At 71.2% G+C, this 15,851-nt stretch carries 15 protein-coding genes and 1 pseudogene; 10 read left to right on the forward strand and 6 right to left on the reverse strand.

Annotated elements, in window-relative coordinates; all coding sequences use genetic code 11:
- Positions 1–858, forward strand: a pseudogene (locus ACRDTB_RS32065) (cobyric acid synthase); the annotation flags it as partial.
- Positions 859–863: 5 nt separating this feature from the next.
- On the opposite strand, the gene ACRDTB_RS32070 reads toward ACRDTB_RS32065, so the two are convergent.
- The 5 genes from ACRDTB_RS32070 to ACRDTB_RS32090 form a co-directional block, all read right to left on the reverse strand.
- Positions 864–1,190 carry a hypothetical protein gene (locus tag ACRDTB_RS32070; RefSeq protein WP_431435944.1) on the reverse strand — a complete coding sequence of 109 codons (327 nt, stop codon included), beginning with the start codon at positions 1,188–1,190 and terminating at the stop codon, positions 864–866.
- A gap of 73 nt (positions 1,191–1,263) precedes the next feature.
- A complete protein-coding gene (locus ACRDTB_RS32075) occupies positions 1,264–1,710 on the reverse strand; it encodes a hypothetical protein (RefSeq protein WP_431435945.1) in 447 nt (148 codons plus the stop codon).
- Positions 1,697–2,563, reverse strand: a complete 867-nt coding sequence (locus tag ACRDTB_RS32080; RefSeq protein ID WP_431435946.1) for a hypothetical protein — start codon at positions 2,561–2,563, stop codon at positions 1,697–1,699. Before ACRDTB_RS32080 ends, ACRDTB_RS32075 begins: the two co-directional genes overlap by 14 nt.
- Before the next feature lie 46 nt (positions 2,564–2,609).
- Positions 2,610–4,004 carry a mycothione reductase gene (locus ACRDTB_RS32085; protein ID WP_431435947.1) on the reverse strand — a complete coding sequence of 465 codons (1,395 nt, stop codon included), beginning with the start codon at positions 4,002–4,004 and terminating at the stop codon, positions 2,610–2,612.
- A 136-nt stretch (positions 4,005–4,140) separates the two neighbouring features.
- Positions 4,141–4,677: a YbhB/YbcL family Raf kinase inhibitor-like protein gene (locus ACRDTB_RS32090; RefSeq protein ID WP_431435948.1), complete on the reverse strand. Its 537-nt coding sequence runs from the start codon at positions 4,675–4,677 to the stop codon at positions 4,141–4,143.
- Positions 4,678–4,792: 115 nt separating this feature from the next.
- Between ACRDTB_RS32090 and ACRDTB_RS32095 the strand changes: the two genes are divergently transcribed.
- The 3 genes from ACRDTB_RS32095 (at position 4,793) to ACRDTB_RS32105 (ending at position 7,288) form a co-directional block, all read left to right on the forward strand.
- Positions 4,793–5,848, forward strand: a complete 1,056-nt coding sequence (locus tag ACRDTB_RS32095) for a M48 family metallopeptidase (protein WP_431435950.1) — start codon at positions 4,793–4,795, stop codon at positions 5,846–5,848.
- A 222-nt stretch (positions 5,849–6,070) separates the two neighbouring features.
- Positions 6,071–6,832, forward strand: coding sequence for a S1 family peptidase (locus tag ACRDTB_RS32100; RefSeq protein ID WP_431435951.1), 762 nt, complete (start codon positions 6,071–6,073; stop codon positions 6,830–6,832).
- Positions 6,833–6,844: 12 nt separating this feature from the next.
- On the forward strand, positions 6,845–7,288 hold the full coding sequence (locus ACRDTB_RS32105; RefSeq protein WP_431435952.1) for a GNAT family N-acetyltransferase: 444 nt from the start codon (positions 6,845–6,847) through the stop codon (positions 7,286–7,288).
- Here the strand turns inward: ACRDTB_RS32105 and ACRDTB_RS32110 are convergent.
- Entirely contained in the window at positions 7,254–8,405 is a 1,152-nt protein-coding gene (locus ACRDTB_RS32110; protein ID WP_431435953.1) for an 8-amino-7-oxononanoate synthase, read from the reverse strand. The two genes, ACRDTB_RS32105 and ACRDTB_RS32110, sit on opposite strands and share 35 nt — an antisense overlap.
- 191 nt (positions 8,406–8,596) lie before the next feature.
- Between ACRDTB_RS32110 and ACRDTB_RS32115 the strand changes: the two genes are divergently transcribed.
- From ACRDTB_RS32115 to ACRDTB_RS32140, 6 genes are all read left to right on the forward strand, one after another.
- Positions 8,597–9,385 carry an ABC transporter ATP-binding protein gene (locus ACRDTB_RS32115; RefSeq protein WP_431435959.1) on the forward strand — a complete coding sequence of 263 codons (789 nt, stop codon included), beginning with the start codon at positions 8,597–8,599 and terminating at the stop codon, positions 9,383–9,385.
- Positions 9,373–10,209 (forward strand): ABC transporter ATP-binding protein, encoded by an 837-nt coding sequence (locus ACRDTB_RS32120; protein WP_431435954.1) that lies wholly within the window; start codon positions 9,373–9,375, stop codon positions 10,207–10,209. Before ACRDTB_RS32115 ends, ACRDTB_RS32120 begins: the two co-directional genes overlap by 13 nt.
- A 178-nt stretch (positions 10,210–10,387) precedes the next feature.
- Positions 10,388–12,208 carry an AMP-dependent synthetase/ligase gene (locus ACRDTB_RS32125; RefSeq protein WP_431435955.1) on the forward strand — a complete coding sequence of 607 codons (1,821 nt, stop codon included), beginning with the start codon at positions 10,388–10,390 and terminating at the stop codon, positions 12,206–12,208.
- A 163-nt stretch (positions 12,209–12,371) separates the two neighbouring features.
- Positions 12,372–13,268 (forward strand): branched-chain amino acid ABC transporter permease, encoded by an 897-nt coding sequence (locus tag ACRDTB_RS32130; RefSeq protein ID WP_431435956.1) that lies wholly within the window; start codon positions 12,372–12,374, stop codon positions 13,266–13,268.
- A complete protein-coding gene (locus ACRDTB_RS32135; RefSeq protein WP_431435957.1) occupies positions 13,268–14,380 on the forward strand; it encodes a branched-chain amino acid ABC transporter permease in 1,113 nt (370 codons plus the stop codon). The genes ACRDTB_RS32130 and ACRDTB_RS32135 overlap by 1 nt, the downstream gene beginning before the upstream one ends.
- Positions 14,381–14,395: 15 nt before the next feature.
- Positions 14,396–15,682 (forward strand): ABC transporter substrate-binding protein, encoded by a 1,287-nt coding sequence (locus ACRDTB_RS32140; protein ID WP_431435958.1) that lies wholly within the window; start codon positions 14,396–14,398, stop codon positions 15,680–15,682.
- Positions 15,683–15,851: the final 169 nt, after the last annotated feature.

A 15,851-nucleotide genomic window follows, 5' to 3' on the forward strand; every position in this document is an offset into this window, starting at 1 on the left:
CGGCCGGTGCTCGGCGTCCTCCCGTGGCGGCCGGACCTGTGGCTCGAGGCGGAGGACTCGCTGTCCTACGCCGCGGACGGCGTGCTCGGCCGGCCGGCGCCCCCGGTGGGGGAGCAGTGGCTGCGGGTGGCGGTGGTCCGGCTGCCCCGCATCTCGAACGCCACGGATGTGGAGGCGCTGGCGTGCGAACCCGGCGTCGCCGTCCGCTTCGTCACGGATTCGTCACGTATCGCGGACGCCGACCTGGTCGTCCTGCCCGGCACCAAGTCCACAGTGGACGATCTGGCGTGGCTGCGGCGGCGGGGACTGGCCGACGCGGTGGTGCGCCACGCACGTGCCGGCCGCCCGCTCCTGGCCCTGTGCGGCGGGTTCCAGATGCTGGCCGACCGGATCCACGACGAGGTGGAGTCGGGCACCGGCGTGGTGGCGGGCCTGGGCCTGCTCGACGTCGACATCCGGTTCGCCCCGGCGAAGACCCTCGCGCGCCCGGCCGGCGTGGCCCTCGGCGAACCGGTCACCGGGTACGAGATCCATCACGGTCAGGTCACCCGCCGTGGCTCGCTGCCGCCGCTGATCGAGCCGTCGGAAGGCGTCCTGGCCGGCTCGATCGCCGCGACGCACTGGCACGGCCTGCTCGACAACGACCGCTTCCGCCGGGCGCTGCTGCGCTGGGCCGCCGGCCACGCCGACCGGCCGGGCTTCACACCGGCGGCCGACACCCGGGTGGCCGAGATCCGCGCGGCCCAGCTGAACCTGCTCGGCGACCTGGTGGCCGAGCACCTCGACACGGACGCGGTGGTCCGGCTCATCGAGAAGGGTGCCCCGCCGGACCTGCCGACCCTGCGCACCTCGCGGTGACCGGCTCAGAACGCCACGAGCACCAGCACCAGGGCGATGCCGACGAGCACGCCGCCGACGAGCAGGACGATGCTGTCCCAGCGCCCCCGGTCGGGGCGGAAGACCTTGCGCAGGTCGCTGCGCCCGGCCACGCCGCCGATGACCATGAGCAGCCCCACCACACCCAGCACGCCGACGATGCCCACGAGTACGGGTTCGCCGCCCACCGCGCCGGCGATGTCCTCGCCGTTCAGCGCCGCGGCGACGATCAGCCCGAACGCGGCCACCACGGGCCAGAGCTGCACGATGTCGGCGGCGCGGCCGAGCCACTTCCAGCCGGGCGACTCGCTCACGACATCCCCTCGCAGGCTCGGCGGCGGCGCTCGCGGTCGCCATGTGCCGAGTGGTTCGCTTCGCGAGCTTCGCTCATCGGCTGCCCCGGCGGCCGATGGGGAACCGGGACACCCGGGCGGCCGCGATCTGGACGCGGGCCGGGCCCCAGCCCTCCTCCTTCGCGATGTCCGGCAGCAGCTCCCGCAACATGTCGACGACCTCGAGCATGGCCCGCTCGTCGCGTCGCGCCATGGCGTGCAACGCACGGACGTGCCGCAGGATCGCGACGATCGTCAGCCCCTCACCGGCCACGCCGACCACCGCGACGGCGACCGCGGCCGCCGCGGGCAGCCCGGTCGCGACGATCAGCGCGAGCAGCAGGAAGGCGGCGAGGGCCGAGCCGGCGACGAGCACGGAGGAGACCCGGGCACGGGCCCCGATCCGGTCGAAGGAGTCGAGGAGCCGTTCCGCCCGGCCGAGCGCCTCGTCGAACTCCGCGCCCGTGATCGCCCTGGCCACGACGACGCTACCGCCTTCCACAGAAGTCTCCCAGTACGCTCCGGAACCGGTTGACGAGAACCGTAGCCTGCCGTTGGTCCAGTTCGGGACGTGCCATCGGCAGGGTCGGGTGAAACTCGTGCGAGTCCGGGTAGCAGCTCAGCGGCAGCACCGCGAGCCCGGCGAAGTTGCTCTCGCCCACGTGCGCGACCAGCCCGCGCAGTGCGGCGGCGAAGCGGGAGTCGGCGGCGCCGGGCAGGTAGTGGTCGCGTGCCTTGTCTATCCGGGACCAGTACAGGTCGCACTTGGCCACCGCGATGATCAGCCACACGTCCGACTTGCGGTGCCAGGCGTCGCGCAGCATCGCGCAGACCTTCTCGAACTCCTCGGCCTCCTGCTCGAGGTTGCGCTGCCGCAGGGACTCCGCGGTCAACGTGCCCTCCCGCAGGGCGAAGTCGTCGCCGACGGTCCGCCGGTCCCGGGAGTCCCACACGGTGTTGTGCCCGTAGCAGGTCACGTGGACGAGGCCGGTCGGGAAGGCGCCGCCGGTCATCATCGGCTCGAGGGCGTCCTCCCGCTCTCTCGAGTCCTGGCCCGGCACGACCACCATCGCGCACCGGACCCGCTTCGAGCTCGTGCTCAGCACGATCTTGTGTGGCTCGGCGTCGTCGCTCTTGCCGGGAGGCGCGTAGGTCGTGCCGACCTTGCCCACGATCGCGTCGTACATCAGCGACTTGCCGGCACCGCGGTCCCCGGTGACCACGATCGGCACCTTGGGGCGGTAGAGGGAGAACCGGAACATCGGTTTCAGGTGCACGGAGGGCGCCGCGACGGCCCGGTCGGCGGACTCGACGGTCGCGTTCCAAGTCGAGCGCACCTGATCCCAGAACGTCACGCGGTCCACCCTTCGGGCCGGGAACACAAACGGGGCCGCCGGCACGTTACCTCCCGGTCAGGGGCAGGCTCAGCAGGGCGTTCTCGATCAGCTCCGGCATGCCCGGGTGGATCCAGTACTGGCCGCGCGCCATGTCGCGTGCGTCGAGACCGAAGCTCATCGCCTGGATCAGCGCCTGGATCAGCGTCGACGCCTGCGGGCCGATGATGTGCGCGCCCAGCAGCTGCCCCGACGCCGGATCGGCGAGCAGCTTCGCGAAGCCCGAGGTGTCCTCCATCGCCCAGCCGTACGCGATGCCCGCGTAGTCCTGTGTGGACGTCACGTACCGCACGCCCCGGGCGCGAGCCTCCTGCTCGGACATCCCGACCGAGGCGATCTGCGGGGAGCTGAACACCGCGTGCGGCACGAACCGGTGGTCGGACTCGATGGGCGCGTCGGGGTTGAGCAGGTTGTGCCGCACGATTCGTGCCTCGTGGTTGGCCACGTGCTTCAGCTCGTACGGCGAGCTGATGTCGCCCAGCGCCCAGACGCCCTCGGCGGTCGTGCGCTGCGTCGCGTCGACCACCACGCGGCCGTCGGACGTCACGTCGATGCCGGCGGCCGACAGGTCGAGCGTGTCGGAGTTCGGCCTGCGGCCGATCGCGACCAGCACCGTGTCGGTGTCGATCGACTCGTCCCCGGCCAGGTCGACCCGGACGCCGCCGTCCACGGCGGACGCGCCGACGAGGCGGCGGTTCATCCGCAGGTCCCACCGCTGGCCGGCCAGCTCGGTGAACCGGGCGCTGATGTCGGTGTCCTCGTGGCGCAGCAGCGCACCCGACCGGCCGACGATCGTGACGTCGACGCCGAACGCGGAGAACACGTGCGCGAACTCCGCGGCGACGAACCCGGTGCCGATGATCACCATGCGCCGGGGCAGCTCGTCGAGGCGCATGATCGTGTCGCTCGTGTGATATTCGATGCCCTCGAGCTCTGGCGGCACGACCGGGCGGCCGCCATTCGCGAGCACGACCCGGTCGGCGGTGACCTCCGCGGTGACCTCGGCGTCCGGGCCGGCGTCCGAGCCGGTGATCGCCAGCCGCCGCGGGCCGGTGAACCGCGCCGTCCCCTGGTAGACGGTGACGTTCGCGTTGTCCTCGTGCGCGCGCCGGTACTCACGCCCGCCCGCGGCGATCGGGTCGATGCGGCCGAAGATCCGGTCCCGGATGTCGGTCCACCGGATCCCGCGAAGCTCCGCGTCCACGCCGAGCTTCGCCGACGCCGCCGGAGTGGCCGCGAGGTCGGCGGTGTGCACGAACATCTTCGTGGGGATGCAGCCGACGTTCAGGCAGGTGCCGCCGAACACCCCGCGCTCGACGATCGCCACCCGCCACCCGGCGAACCGCTCGTCGAGGATGGAGTTGCCGGAACCGGTGCCGATGATGACCAGATCGAAGTGCACTAGTCCGCCTCCCCGGAATCAAAAGTGTTGGTTGCGTTCCAGCGAACGGTGCGGACTTCCGGTTGATAGTGGCTGAGCGCCGTCACGGTCCCCTGAGGTTGCGTTGGTCGGCACAAGACCTCACACGACACCGACCTCAGTGCTGATACGTGGGGGTGATGATCGCGCGGGCGAGCGTGTGGAAGGCCAGGTTGAAGCTCACGACCGCGGCCGAGGCGTTCTCGTCGACCTCGAGGGCGTCCACGTCCACCGCGTGCACCACGAAGTAGTACCGGTGCGGCTGGTCGCCCTGGGGCGGCGCGGCGCCGCCGAAGGCGCGGGTGGTGAAGTCGTTGCGCACGTGGAAGGCGTCGCCGGGCAGGCTCGCGTCGTCGGCGCCGGCGCCCGCGGACAGCTCGGTGACCGAGGCCGGCAGGTTCACCGCGATCCAGTGCCAGAACCCGCCGGGGATGGGCGCGTCCGGGTCGAAGCACGTGACGACGAAGCCGCGGGTGCCCTCGGGGAAGCCGGACCAGGTCAGCCGCGGCGAGGTGTTCTTGCCGCCCGCGCTGTCGTGCACCGCGCTCATCGGCAGCTGCGCACCGTCGGTGACATCGGTGGAGGTCACCGTGAACGAACCGACGGCCGGCAGGAAGGCGTAGGGATCAGGCGCAACGGGACGTTCGAGGCTCATCGTCATCTCCCAGGAGAGTGATCGTTTCCGGCGCCCTCAGCCTAGTCTCGCCGTATCGCACCCGCCGGGCCCTGCCTCGGGCATAGTGTGGACGGCAGATCGAGGGGAGTGCGACGTGACCGACAACGAGGTGGATCGAAGCTCGACGCGAGTCCGGTTCCCGGGGATCAGTCCGCGGGCCTACGAGCACCCGGCCGACAAGGGCGCGATGGCCGCCCTGCGGGCGGTGCCGGGAATCTCGTCGGTGCTGAAGGCAGTGGCCGGCATGTGGAACGAGCGCGCCGAGCGGCTCTACGCCGTGGCGTCCGCCATCCGGGTCGGCGAGAAGCAGTACCCCCGGATCAACCAGCTGCGCATCGACGCGGCCGAGACGCTCGACCTCGACACGGTGCCCGAGCTGTACGTCGCCCGCGACCCCCGCGCGAACGGCTTCGCGATCGGCATCGACAAGCCGTTCATCGTGCTCACCACCGGCATCGTCGAGTCGCTCGACATCGAGAGCCTGCGTAGCGTGGTCGGCCACGAGACCGGGCACATCCTCTCCGGCCACAACGTGCTGCGCACCCTGCTGATGCGGTTGCTGCGCCTGCAGGCCACGGTCCAGTGGGTGCCGATCGGCGCGCTCGGGCTGCGCGCGGTGATCGCCGCGCTGATGGAGTGGTTCCGCAAGGCGGAGCTGACCGCCGACCGGGCCGGCCTGCTCTGCGGCCAGGATCCGGCGGCGTCGTTGCGCCAGCACGTGTACATGGCCGGCGGTCTGTCGATGTCGGACATCGACATCCCCGAGTTCATGGAGCAGGCCAAGGAGTACGAGGAAGTCGACGACATCCGCGACAGCATCCTCAAGCTGATGACCGTCGAGGGCATGAGCCACCCGTTCGCGGTCGTGCGCGCCGCGCAGCTGCAGCGGTGGGCCGCGTCGGAGGAGTACCGCGCGATCCTCGCCGGCGACTACCAGCGCCGCGCCGACGACGCCCCGAGCTCGTCCATGATGGACGACGTGCGCGCGGCCGGCCGCTCGTACAAGGAGTCCTGGTCGAACTCCACCGATCCGCTGGCCAAGGTGCTGAGCGACGTCGGCGAGGCGGTCTCCGGGGCCGCGGGCAAGGTCTTCAACCGGTTCGGCGGCGGCTCGTCCGACCGCGACGAGTCCACCGGGAACGGCAGCTAGCGTCTCCCCGGTCCCACTGATCCCGCTCCTCGGCGGGCTGGTCTCCGGTGCCCGGAAAGCGTTGTAGGTCAACGGATCCGGCCGCTCACAGACCCCGTCTCGGGCCGGTCGCGGCGGTGCCCGGCCGCCGATTTCACCCGGTCTAGCTACATGGTCAAGTTGCCCAGCTCACCGCCCCCACGACAGCCTGCTTGGCAGTGTCGACCAGTGTGAGGAGATGACATGGGGGCTACCTCCCGGGTCACGCGGCTGCTGCTCGCCGCGGGCATCGTTGCCACGGGGGCGATCGGGCTCAACCAGGCCAGCGCCGACCAGGAGATCGTCGGCGGCACGCGGGCGAGCATCGCCGACCACAGCTACATGGTGTACCTGACGACGGCGGACGGCTTCCAGTACTGCGGCGGCTCGCTGGTCGCCGACGACAAGGTCGTCACCGCGGCCCACTGCGCCATCGGGAGGAAGCCGGCGGACGTCGTGGTCGTCGGCGGGCGCGAGGACAAGGAGAGCGACGCGGGCACGACCAGTGCCGTCGACGGGATCTGGGTGCACCCCGAGTTCACGGACGTGCGCTCCGGCGCCGACGTGGCGGTGCTCTCGCTCACCCGGCCGCTGCCGTACGACACCCTCGACATCGCGCGCGAGGCCGAGCTGTACGCGCCGGGCGTGGTCGGCACGATCCTGGGCTGGGGCCGCACGTCGGCGGAGGGCCAGGCGTCCCGCTTCCTGCTCAAGGCGGAGGTGCCGATGATCGCGGACGCGGACTGCGTGCAGTCCTACCCGGCGTACCAGTCCGAGGCGATGGCGTGCGCCGGCGTACCCGAGGGTGGCGTGGACTCCTGCCAGGGTGACTCGGGCGGTCCGCTGGTCGTCGACCGCACGCTGGTCGGCATCACGTCGTGGGGCGAGGGCTGCGCGGCGCCGGGCAAGCCGGGCGTCTACACCAGGATGGCCGCGTACGCCGACGACCTCGGCGAACAGATCTGATATCCAGTCGGTGTGGACCTGACCTTCGCGACCGGTGACGAGCTGACGGCCGCGCAGCTGTACGCGCTGCTCACGTTGCGCGTGGACGTGTTCGTCGTCGAGCAGGAGTGCCCGTACCCGGAGCTGGACGGTCGTGACCTGCGCCCGGACACGGGGCACCTGTGGTTGGCGCGGGCGGGGGAGCCGCGGGCGTACCTCCGCCTGCTGCGTGAGCCGGGCGGCGGCTGGCGGATCGGCCGCGTGTGCACGGCCGCCGGCGCGCGCGGGCTGGGCCTGGGGGCGCGGCTCATGGCGGCGGCGCTGGAGCGGGTCGGCGACGCGGACGTGGTGCTGGACGCGCAGACGTACGCGCAGGACTTCTACGCGCGGTTCGGTTTCGCGCCCGAGGGTGCCCCGTTCGACGAGGACGGCATCGAGCACATCACGATGCGGCGGACGGTGGCGCGCTCCGGGTGATCACCTCGACGGCCCGGTCCTGCTCGCCCTCGGTGAGGTCGGCCCGGGCCGTCAACCGCAGCCGGGACACCTTGTCCGGTACCGACGGCGGTCGGAAGCACCCGACCCACACCCCGGCCGCCCGGCAGTCGTCCGCCCACCGCACGGCCGCCTCCGGAGAACGCGCCAGCACGGACACGACCGCGGCGTCCGGGGACGTCGCGGTGAGCCCCGCCTCGCGTAACCGGGACGCCAGCGTCGACGCGGCCGCGCGGGCCCGGGCGGGCAGGTCCGGCTCGTTACGCAGCACGCCCAGCGCGGCGAGCGCGGCGGCGGTGCTGGCCGGCGACAGGCCCGTGTCGAAGATGAAGCTGCGCGCCGAGTCCACCAGGTGCTTGATCACCCGGCGCGGGCCGAGCACGGCGCCGCCCTGAGCGCCCAGCGCCTTGGACAGCGTCACGGCCGTCACCACGTCCGGCTCGCCGATGAGGCCCGCCGCGGCCACCGCGCCGCGGCCGCCGTCGCCCAGCACGCCGAAGCCGTGGGCGTCGTCCACCACGAGCGCCGCGCCGTGCTCGCGGCAGGCGGCGAACAGCTCGGGCAGCGGCGCGAGGTCGCCGTCCACCGAGAAGACGGAGTCGGTGACGAACAGGGCCCGCTCGGTGCGGCGGGTACGCAGCGCGTGCGCCGCGGCCGCCGGGTCGGCGTGGGCGACGACCGCCACGTCGGCCCGGGACAGCCGGCAGCCGTCGATCAGCGACGCGTGCAGGTACGCGTCCGTGACGATCGCACTGCCCTTGCCGGACAACGCGGTGATCGCGCCGAGGTTGGCCATGAAACCCGACGAGAACACCAGGGCCGCCTGCGTCCCGCAGAACGCGGCCAGCTCGTGCTCCAGCTCGGTGTGCGCCTCGATCGTGCCGGTCACCAGCCGCGAGCCGGTCGAGCCCGCGCCCCAGCGCAGCGTCGCGGCGGCGGCGGCGCCGGTGACCCGCTTGTCGCGGGACAGGCCGAGGTAGTCGTTGCCCGCGAGATCCAGCAGATCCGAGTCGTGGCGGCGCGGGCGCAGCCGCCGGGCGAGGCCCGCGCGCCTGCGCTCGTCGGCGCGGGTGTCCAGCCAGTCGAAAACCGAGGTCACGCGGACGAGTCTGACACCCGCGCGTTCGCGGCCGACTCGAGCCTGGTCATCGGCCGTGGCTTGGGTGGTAACGGTTCGGCCTGATCCTTGCTCGCTCTCGGTACCAGCGGTTACGGTCCGTTTCTGACGTGATCGTGGTCACGTCGGCAACGTTCGGGGTTGCAACGGCTCAGTGCGGAGCGGCCATGTCGATCCTGTCGGTCAACAACCTCGAGGTCGTCTACGACGACGTGGTGCTCGTCCTGCGGGGCCTGTCCCTCGTGGTGGCGGACGGCGCGGTCGTCGCCCTGCTCGGGGCCAACGGCGCCGGCAAGACCACGCTGCTGCGCGCCATCACCGGCCTGCTGATCGCGCACCGCGGCAAGATCACCAAGGGCACGGTCACGGTCGCCGGCAAGGATCTCACCGGAGCCGACCCGGCCGACGTCGTGCGCCACGGGGTCGGCCAGGTCATGGAGGGCCGGCGGATCTTCGCCGAGATGACCGTCGAGGAGAACCTCCGGGCCGGCGCCCACACCCGCCGCCGCGCCGACTACCGCGAGTCGGTCGGCCGGGTGTTCGACCTGTTCCCGATCCTGGCCGAGCGCAGGCGCTCGACCGCCGGCTACCTCTCCGGCGGCGAGCAGCAGATGCTCGCCATCGGCCGCGGGCTCATGGCCCGCCCGCGGCTGCTGCTGCTCGACGAGCCGTCGCTCGGCCTCGCGCCCAAGCTCGTCGAGCAGGTCCGCGACATCATCGTGCAGATCAACGAGCAGGGCACGAGCGTGCTGCTGGTCGAGCAGAACGCGGTGATGGCCCTGTCCATCGCGAGGTTCGGCTACGTCATGGAGGTCGGCAAGGTCGTCCGCGACGGCCCGGCCGAGGAGTTGCTCGCCGACGAGGACATCCGCGAGTTCTATCTGGGCTCGACCTCCGACACGGAGAAGCGCTCGTTCGCGGAGGTCAAGAGCTACCGGAGGAAGAAGCGATGGAGCGCCTGACCACCGAGCGGGAGACTCCCGCGGTCCAGCCGGAGGCGAGCCCGCCCGAGGAGACGCCGGCGCCGCTGCTCGAGGTCCGCGACCTGACGCTGCGGTTCGGCGGCGTGACCGCCCTGAGCGGGGTCGGCTTCACCGTCAACCGCGGCGAGCTGTTCGCCGTGATCGGGCCGAACGGCGCCGGCAAGACCTCGATCTTCAACTGCCTCAACGGTGTCTACCGCCCGCAGCAGGGCACGATCACGCTGGCGGGCGAGCGGATCAACGGCCGCTCACCCGCGGCCATCGCCGGCCTGGGCGTGGCGCGGACGTTTCAGAACCTCGGCCTGTTCGAGAACCTCACGCTCATCGAGAACCTCATGCTCGGCCGGCACCACCTGATGCGGACCGGAATGCTCGCCGGCATGTTCTGGTGGGGCCGCGCCAAGCGCGAGGAGGTCGCCCACCGCGCCGCCGTCGAGGAGATCGTCGAGCTGCTCGAGCTCGAGCCCTACCGCCGCATGCCGGCGGGGCTGCTGCCCTACGGCGTGGCCAAGCGGGCCGAGCTCGGCCGCGCGCTCGCCATGTCGCCGACGCTGCTGCTGCTCGACGAGCCCGTCGCCGGCATGAACGTCGAGGAGACCGAGGACATGGCGCGTTACCTCGTCGAGGTCCGCCGCGAGCTCGACCTCGCGATGATCCTCGTGGAGCACGACATGCGGCTGGTCATGGACCTGGCGGACCGCGTGCTGGCGCTGGACTTCGGCGTGCCGCTGGCCGCCGGCACGCCGGCGGAGATCCAGCAGGACCCCAAGGTCATCGAGGCGTACCTGGGAGGCGGAGCATGACACGCCTTGCGTCAACCTCGAGATCAAATCAGGCCGAGTGTCTCCCAACCGCACCTCAGGGGACCGTGACGCAACCCAGCCACAAGTACGTGACCAGGCCGAACCGTCCGTTCTTCAACGGAACCAACACATTGAATTCCGGGGAGGCGGAACAGGATTCCGGGGAGGCGGAACTGGCATGACCGCGACCGCGCACGTGGCGACGGGCACCGCGACGCTCGCCGCGCGCCTGCTGGAGCACGCCGTGAACCGGCCGGACGAGGTGGCGATCCGCGAGAAGTACCGTGGCTGCTGGCGCGAGTGGACCTGGGCGGAGTACGCGAGGCGCGTGGCCGACGTGGCCGGCGGGCTGCGCTCGCTCGGCGTCGAGGCGGGCACGCGGGTCGCGGTCCACGCGGAGAACCGGCCGGAGTGGGTGATCGCGGACCTCGCCGCGCAGGGTCTCGGCGCGTGCACCGTCGGCGTGTACCCGACGTCGCCGGCCGCGGAGGTCGAGTACCTGCTCTCGCACTCCGAGGCCGAGGTGCTGATCGCCGAGGACGAGGAGCAGCTCGACAAGGCACTCGCCGTGCGCGACCGGCTGCCGCTGCTGCGGCACATCGTGGTGATGGACCCGCGCGGGCTGCGCTTCGCCAGCCTGCCCGTCGTGCTCACGTTCGCCGAGTTGGAGGAGCGCGGCCAACGTGAGCACGACTCGTTCGAGCGGTACGTGGCGTCGGTCGAGGCGCTCGACCCGGACACCACCGCGATCCTCGTCTACACCTCGGGCACCACCGGCCCGCCGAAGGGCGCGATGATCTCGCACGCGAACCTGGTCGCGTCCGGCCGCGCGTTCGTCGACGCGCTCGGTGCGGACCGCGGCGACGAGGTGCTCAGCTACCTGCCGCTGTGCCACGTCGCGGAGCGGCTGATCTCGGTCATCGACGGCGTGTGGGCGGGCCTGGTGGTCAACTTCGGGGAGGGCGGCCCGTCGTTCCCGAACGACCTGCGCGACGTGCAGCCGACCGTCTTCCTGGGCGTGCCACGGGTATGGGAGAAGATGCTCGCCACCGTGGAGATCCGGATGGCGGACGCGTCGCGGCTCAAGCGGGTGCTGTACCGGGCGTGCCTGCGCCAGGGCAGGCGGATCGCGCCACGCCGGATGTCCGGCCGGCCGACGGTCGGCGACCGGCTGGTGCTCGCGGCGTGCGAGCTGCTGGTGTTCCGCGCGCTGCGGGAGCGGCTCGGCATGTCCCGGGTCCGCGCGCCGATCAGCGGGGCGGCGCCGATCGCGCCGGCTGTGCTGGAGTGGTTGTGGGCCATCGGGATCCCGGTCCGCGAGGGCTACGGGCAGACCGAGAACACCGCGATCTGCACGCTGAACCCGGTCGGCGACATCCGGCTCGGCACGGTCGGCACCGCCTCGCCCGGCGTGGAGGTGCGCGTCGCCGACGACGGCGAGATCCTCACCCGCTCGGCCGGTGTGTTCCAGGGCTACCTCGACAACCCGTCGGCGACGGCCGAGACGATCGACGCCGACGGCTGGCTGCACACCGGCGACGTCGGCGAGCTCGACGCGGACGGGTACCTGCGGATCACCGACCGCAAGAAGGACGTCATCATCACCGCGGGCGGCAAGAACATCTCGCCGTCGGAGATCGAGAACCTGCTGAAGGTGTCGCCGTTCGTGCGCGAGGCGGTGGTGATCGGCGACCGGCGCAAGTACCTGACCGCGCTGATCGGCATCGAGCTGGAGACCGTCGGCAACTGGGCCAGCCGGCGCGGCCTCGCCTACACCACGTACGCGGACCTGTCGGCGAAGCCGGAGGTGCGCGCGCTGATCGACGGCGTCGTGCGGGAGGCCAACGAGAAGTTCGCGAACGTCGAGCAGGTCAAGAGGTTCACGCTGATCGGCAAGGAGCTCGACCACGAGGACGGTGAGCTGACCGCGACGCAGAAGGTCAAGCGCCGGGCCATGGCGGAGCGCTTCACGACCGAGATCGAGGCGATGTACCAATGACCGCCCACGCCTCGCGCGCACGCGCGCGTACCCGTGGATGGCGGCCCCCACCCTCTCCGGGGGCACCCCGTCGTCCAGTCTACCGGTGGGGACCGACAAAAGGTGGCGGCGTGCGTCTGCTGTGGACAGCTCCGTCGGTTGTGGACAACTCGGTGAGGTGGCGATGAGTACCTTTCTCACCAACCTTTTCGCGGGGCTCGCGCTCGGGTCGACCTATGCCTTGGTGGCGCTGGGCTTCGTGGTGATCTACAAGTCCACCGGCGTGATCAACTTCGCGCAGGGCGGGCTGCTCGCGCTCGGCGCGTACCTCGGCTACACGTTCGCCAACAACCTCGCGCTCGCGTTCGGCGTGGCGATCCTGCTCGCGTGCGCGTGCGCGGCGGTGGTCGGCGCGAGCGTGGAACGGCTGGTGTTGCGCAGGATGGTGGGCCAGCCGCCGTTCGCGGTCATCATGATCACGATCGGCCTGCTGTTCGTCCTCGAACCGCTGATCACCGCGATCTGGGGGTTCGACAACCTGCCGGTCCCCAACCCGTGGAACATCCAGACGATCGAGGCCGGCGGGCTCGTGCTCGGCGTGCGCGACCTGTGGACGATCGGGCTCACCGCCGCCGTCGTGGTGCTGTTCTTCCTGTTCTTCCGCTACACCTCGTTCGGCCTCGCCATGCGGGCCACCGCGTTCGACCCGGAGGCCGCGCTGGCGCAGGGGATCAGCGCCCGCCGGGTCTACGCGGTGTCGTGGGCGATCGCGGCGGCCCTCGCGACGCTCGCCGGCATCACGCTCGCCGCCGGGCCCGCCGGGCTGTCGCCGTCGATCAGCTTCATCGCGCTCGCCGCGTTCCCCGCGATGATCCTCGGTGGGCTGGACTCGCCGGCCGGCGCGGTGCTCGGCGGGCTGATCATCGGCCTCGCCGAGGCGCTGACCCGCGGCTACCAGGACCAGCTGTTCTCCTGGGCGGGCTCGAACGTCTCGATCATCGTGCCGTACCTGTTGATGATCCTCATCCTGCTGATCCGGCCGTACGGGTTGCTCGGCACGAAGGACGTGAGGCGCATCTGATGGCCACCGCGACGAAGGGCAGGGCGCACCGCAACCTCGTCCGCAGCTACGCCCAGGACCTGCGGCTCTTCGGCTCGCCCGCGAAGCGTGCCGGGCTCGCCGCGATGCTGGTCGTGCTTCTGGTGCTGCCGACGGTGGTGCAGGACGACTTCTGGCTGTCCGTGCTGATCTACTCCGGCATCACCGCGATCGGCGCGATCGGGCTGAACCTGCTGACCGGCTACAGTGGACAGATCTCGCTCGGCCACGCGTTCTTCATCGGCGCCGGCGCGTACTGCGCGGCGCTCGTCGGCGGGGATTTCGGGCTGCCGCTTCCGTTGTGGTTGCTGGCATCCGCCGCGGTCGGCGCGGTGCTGGGCGGGCTGATCGGGCCGTTCGCGCTGCGGCTGCGTGGGCACTACCTCGCCATCGTCACGCTCGGGCTGGTCTTCATCGGCGAGCACCTGTGGCGCAACCTCACCTGGCTCACCAACGGCAACAACGGCACGTCGGTGCTCGCCCAGCCGGTCGTCGGCCCGGTCGACCTCGGTGCCGTCGAGATCGCCGGCGAGAACTACTCCCGCAACCAGGGCTACTTCTGGCTGGTGTGGGTGCTGGTCGCGATCATCGCGCTGCTGGCCAAGAACCTGGCGCGGACCCGGCCCGGCCGGGCATTGTGCGCGGTCCGCGACCACGACCAGGCCGCCGAGGTCATCGGGGTGCGGGCCGGCCGGTACAAGATCGGCGCGTTCATGATCTCCAGCGCGATCGCCTCGATGGCCGGCGCGCTGTTCGGCTCCTACCAGCAGCACGTCAGCCCGGACGACTGGACGCTGCTGCTGTCCATCCAGTACATCGCGATCATCATCGTCGGTGGGCTGGGCACGATCTTCGGCTCGATCCTCGGGGCCATCTTCGTCGGCGCGCTGCCGGCGCTGATCGACGAGTACTCCAGCGCCATTCCCGGCGTCGCCACCGAGGCGGGCGGGGATGGCTTCATCAGCGTCTTCGCGCTCAACCAGGCGATCTTCGGCCTGCTGATCGTGCTGTTCCTCGTGTTCGAACCCAGAGGCTTGGCGGGCATCTGGTTCCGGGTCAAGGCCTACTTCAAGGCCTGGCCCTTCTCCTACTGACCAAGGAGGTGTCACATGCGTGTGACCAAGAAGGGATTCGGGCTCGCCGCTGCCGCACTGAGCCTGATGCTGGCCGTCACGGCCTGCGGCGGTGCGGGGGAGGACGACGACGCCGGTGGCGGCGCGGCCGGGGCACCGGGCCGGACCGCCGGCTTCGACGGCACGACGATCAAGCTCGGCGTGCTGACCCCGCTGTCCGGCACGGTCGCCGTGATCGGGCAGCCGCTGACCGCGGGCAACGAGGTCTTCTTCGAGGCCCTCAACGCGAAGGGCGGCATCGCCGGCAAGTACAAGGTCGAGCTGGTGCAGGAGGACACCCAGTACAAGACCGATGTCGCGGTGCAGACGTACAACAAGATCAAGAGCGACGTCGTCGCGTTCACCCAGGTTCTGGGGACCGCGCCGACGCTCGCGGTGCTGCCGCAGCTGCGCGCCGACAAGATCCTCGCCGCGCCGGCCTCGCTGGACGCGCTGTGGGTCCGGGAGGACAACCTGCTCCCGGTCGGCGGGCCGTACCAGGTGCAGGCGATCAACGCGATCGACTACTACCTGACCGACGGCGGCGGCTCCACGGACTCCGTGATCTGCACGATGATCCAGGACGACGTGTACGGCGAGGCCGGCCAGCAGGGCATCGACTTCGCCGCGGAGAAGTACGGCTTCGAGGTCGCCAACACCCAGCGGTTCAAGGTGGGCACGGAGAACTACGCCGGCCAGATCGGCGCGCTCGCCGGTGCCAGGTGCGAGATGGTGTTCCTCGTGGCCACGCCGTCGGACGCGGCCAAGATCTGGGGCACCGCGGCGCAGGCCCGGTACGCACCGCAGTGGTTCGGCCAGTCGCCGAGCTACACCGGGGCGCTGGCCCAGTCCGCGATCGCGCCGTACATGCAGCAGTCGGTGCTGATCGTGGCGGAGGGCACCGAGTGGGGCGACGAGTCGGTGCCGGGCATGAAGGCGATGGTCGACGACCTCGCGAAGTACGCGCCCGACGAGAAGCCGGACTACTACTTCGCGTTCGGCTACAACCAGGCGCGCGCGATGACCGCGGTGCTGGAGAAGGCCGTCGAGAACGGCGACCTGTCCCGGGACGGCATCCTCAAGGCCTCCACCGAGCTCGGCACGGTCAGCTTCGAGGGCCTCACCGGCGACTACCGGTACGGCCCGGCCGCGGAGCGCAACCCGCCCCGCGCGAGCACCATCTTCAAGGTGGACCCGGCGAAGCCGTTCGGCCTGGCCAAGGTCAAGTACCTGCTCGAGTCGGACGCCGCGAGGGAGTTCGAGTTCAAGAAGGCTGATCTCTGATTACGAATAGTCGGATACTCCCAACCGCCGAACGGCCGTTCATGGTCGAATAATCACCATGACGGCAACGGTGACCGTGATCGGCGTGGCCGGTGACAACCTGCCACCCGACGCGGTGCACGCGCTGGCCGAGGCGCGGCTCGTGGTCGGCGGCCGCTCGGCGCTGCGC

It is taken from the genome of Actinophytocola sp. (assembly GCF_050699935.1).
Lineage (GTDB): Bacteria > Actinomycetota > Actinomycetes > Mycobacteriales > Pseudonocardiaceae > Actinophytocola.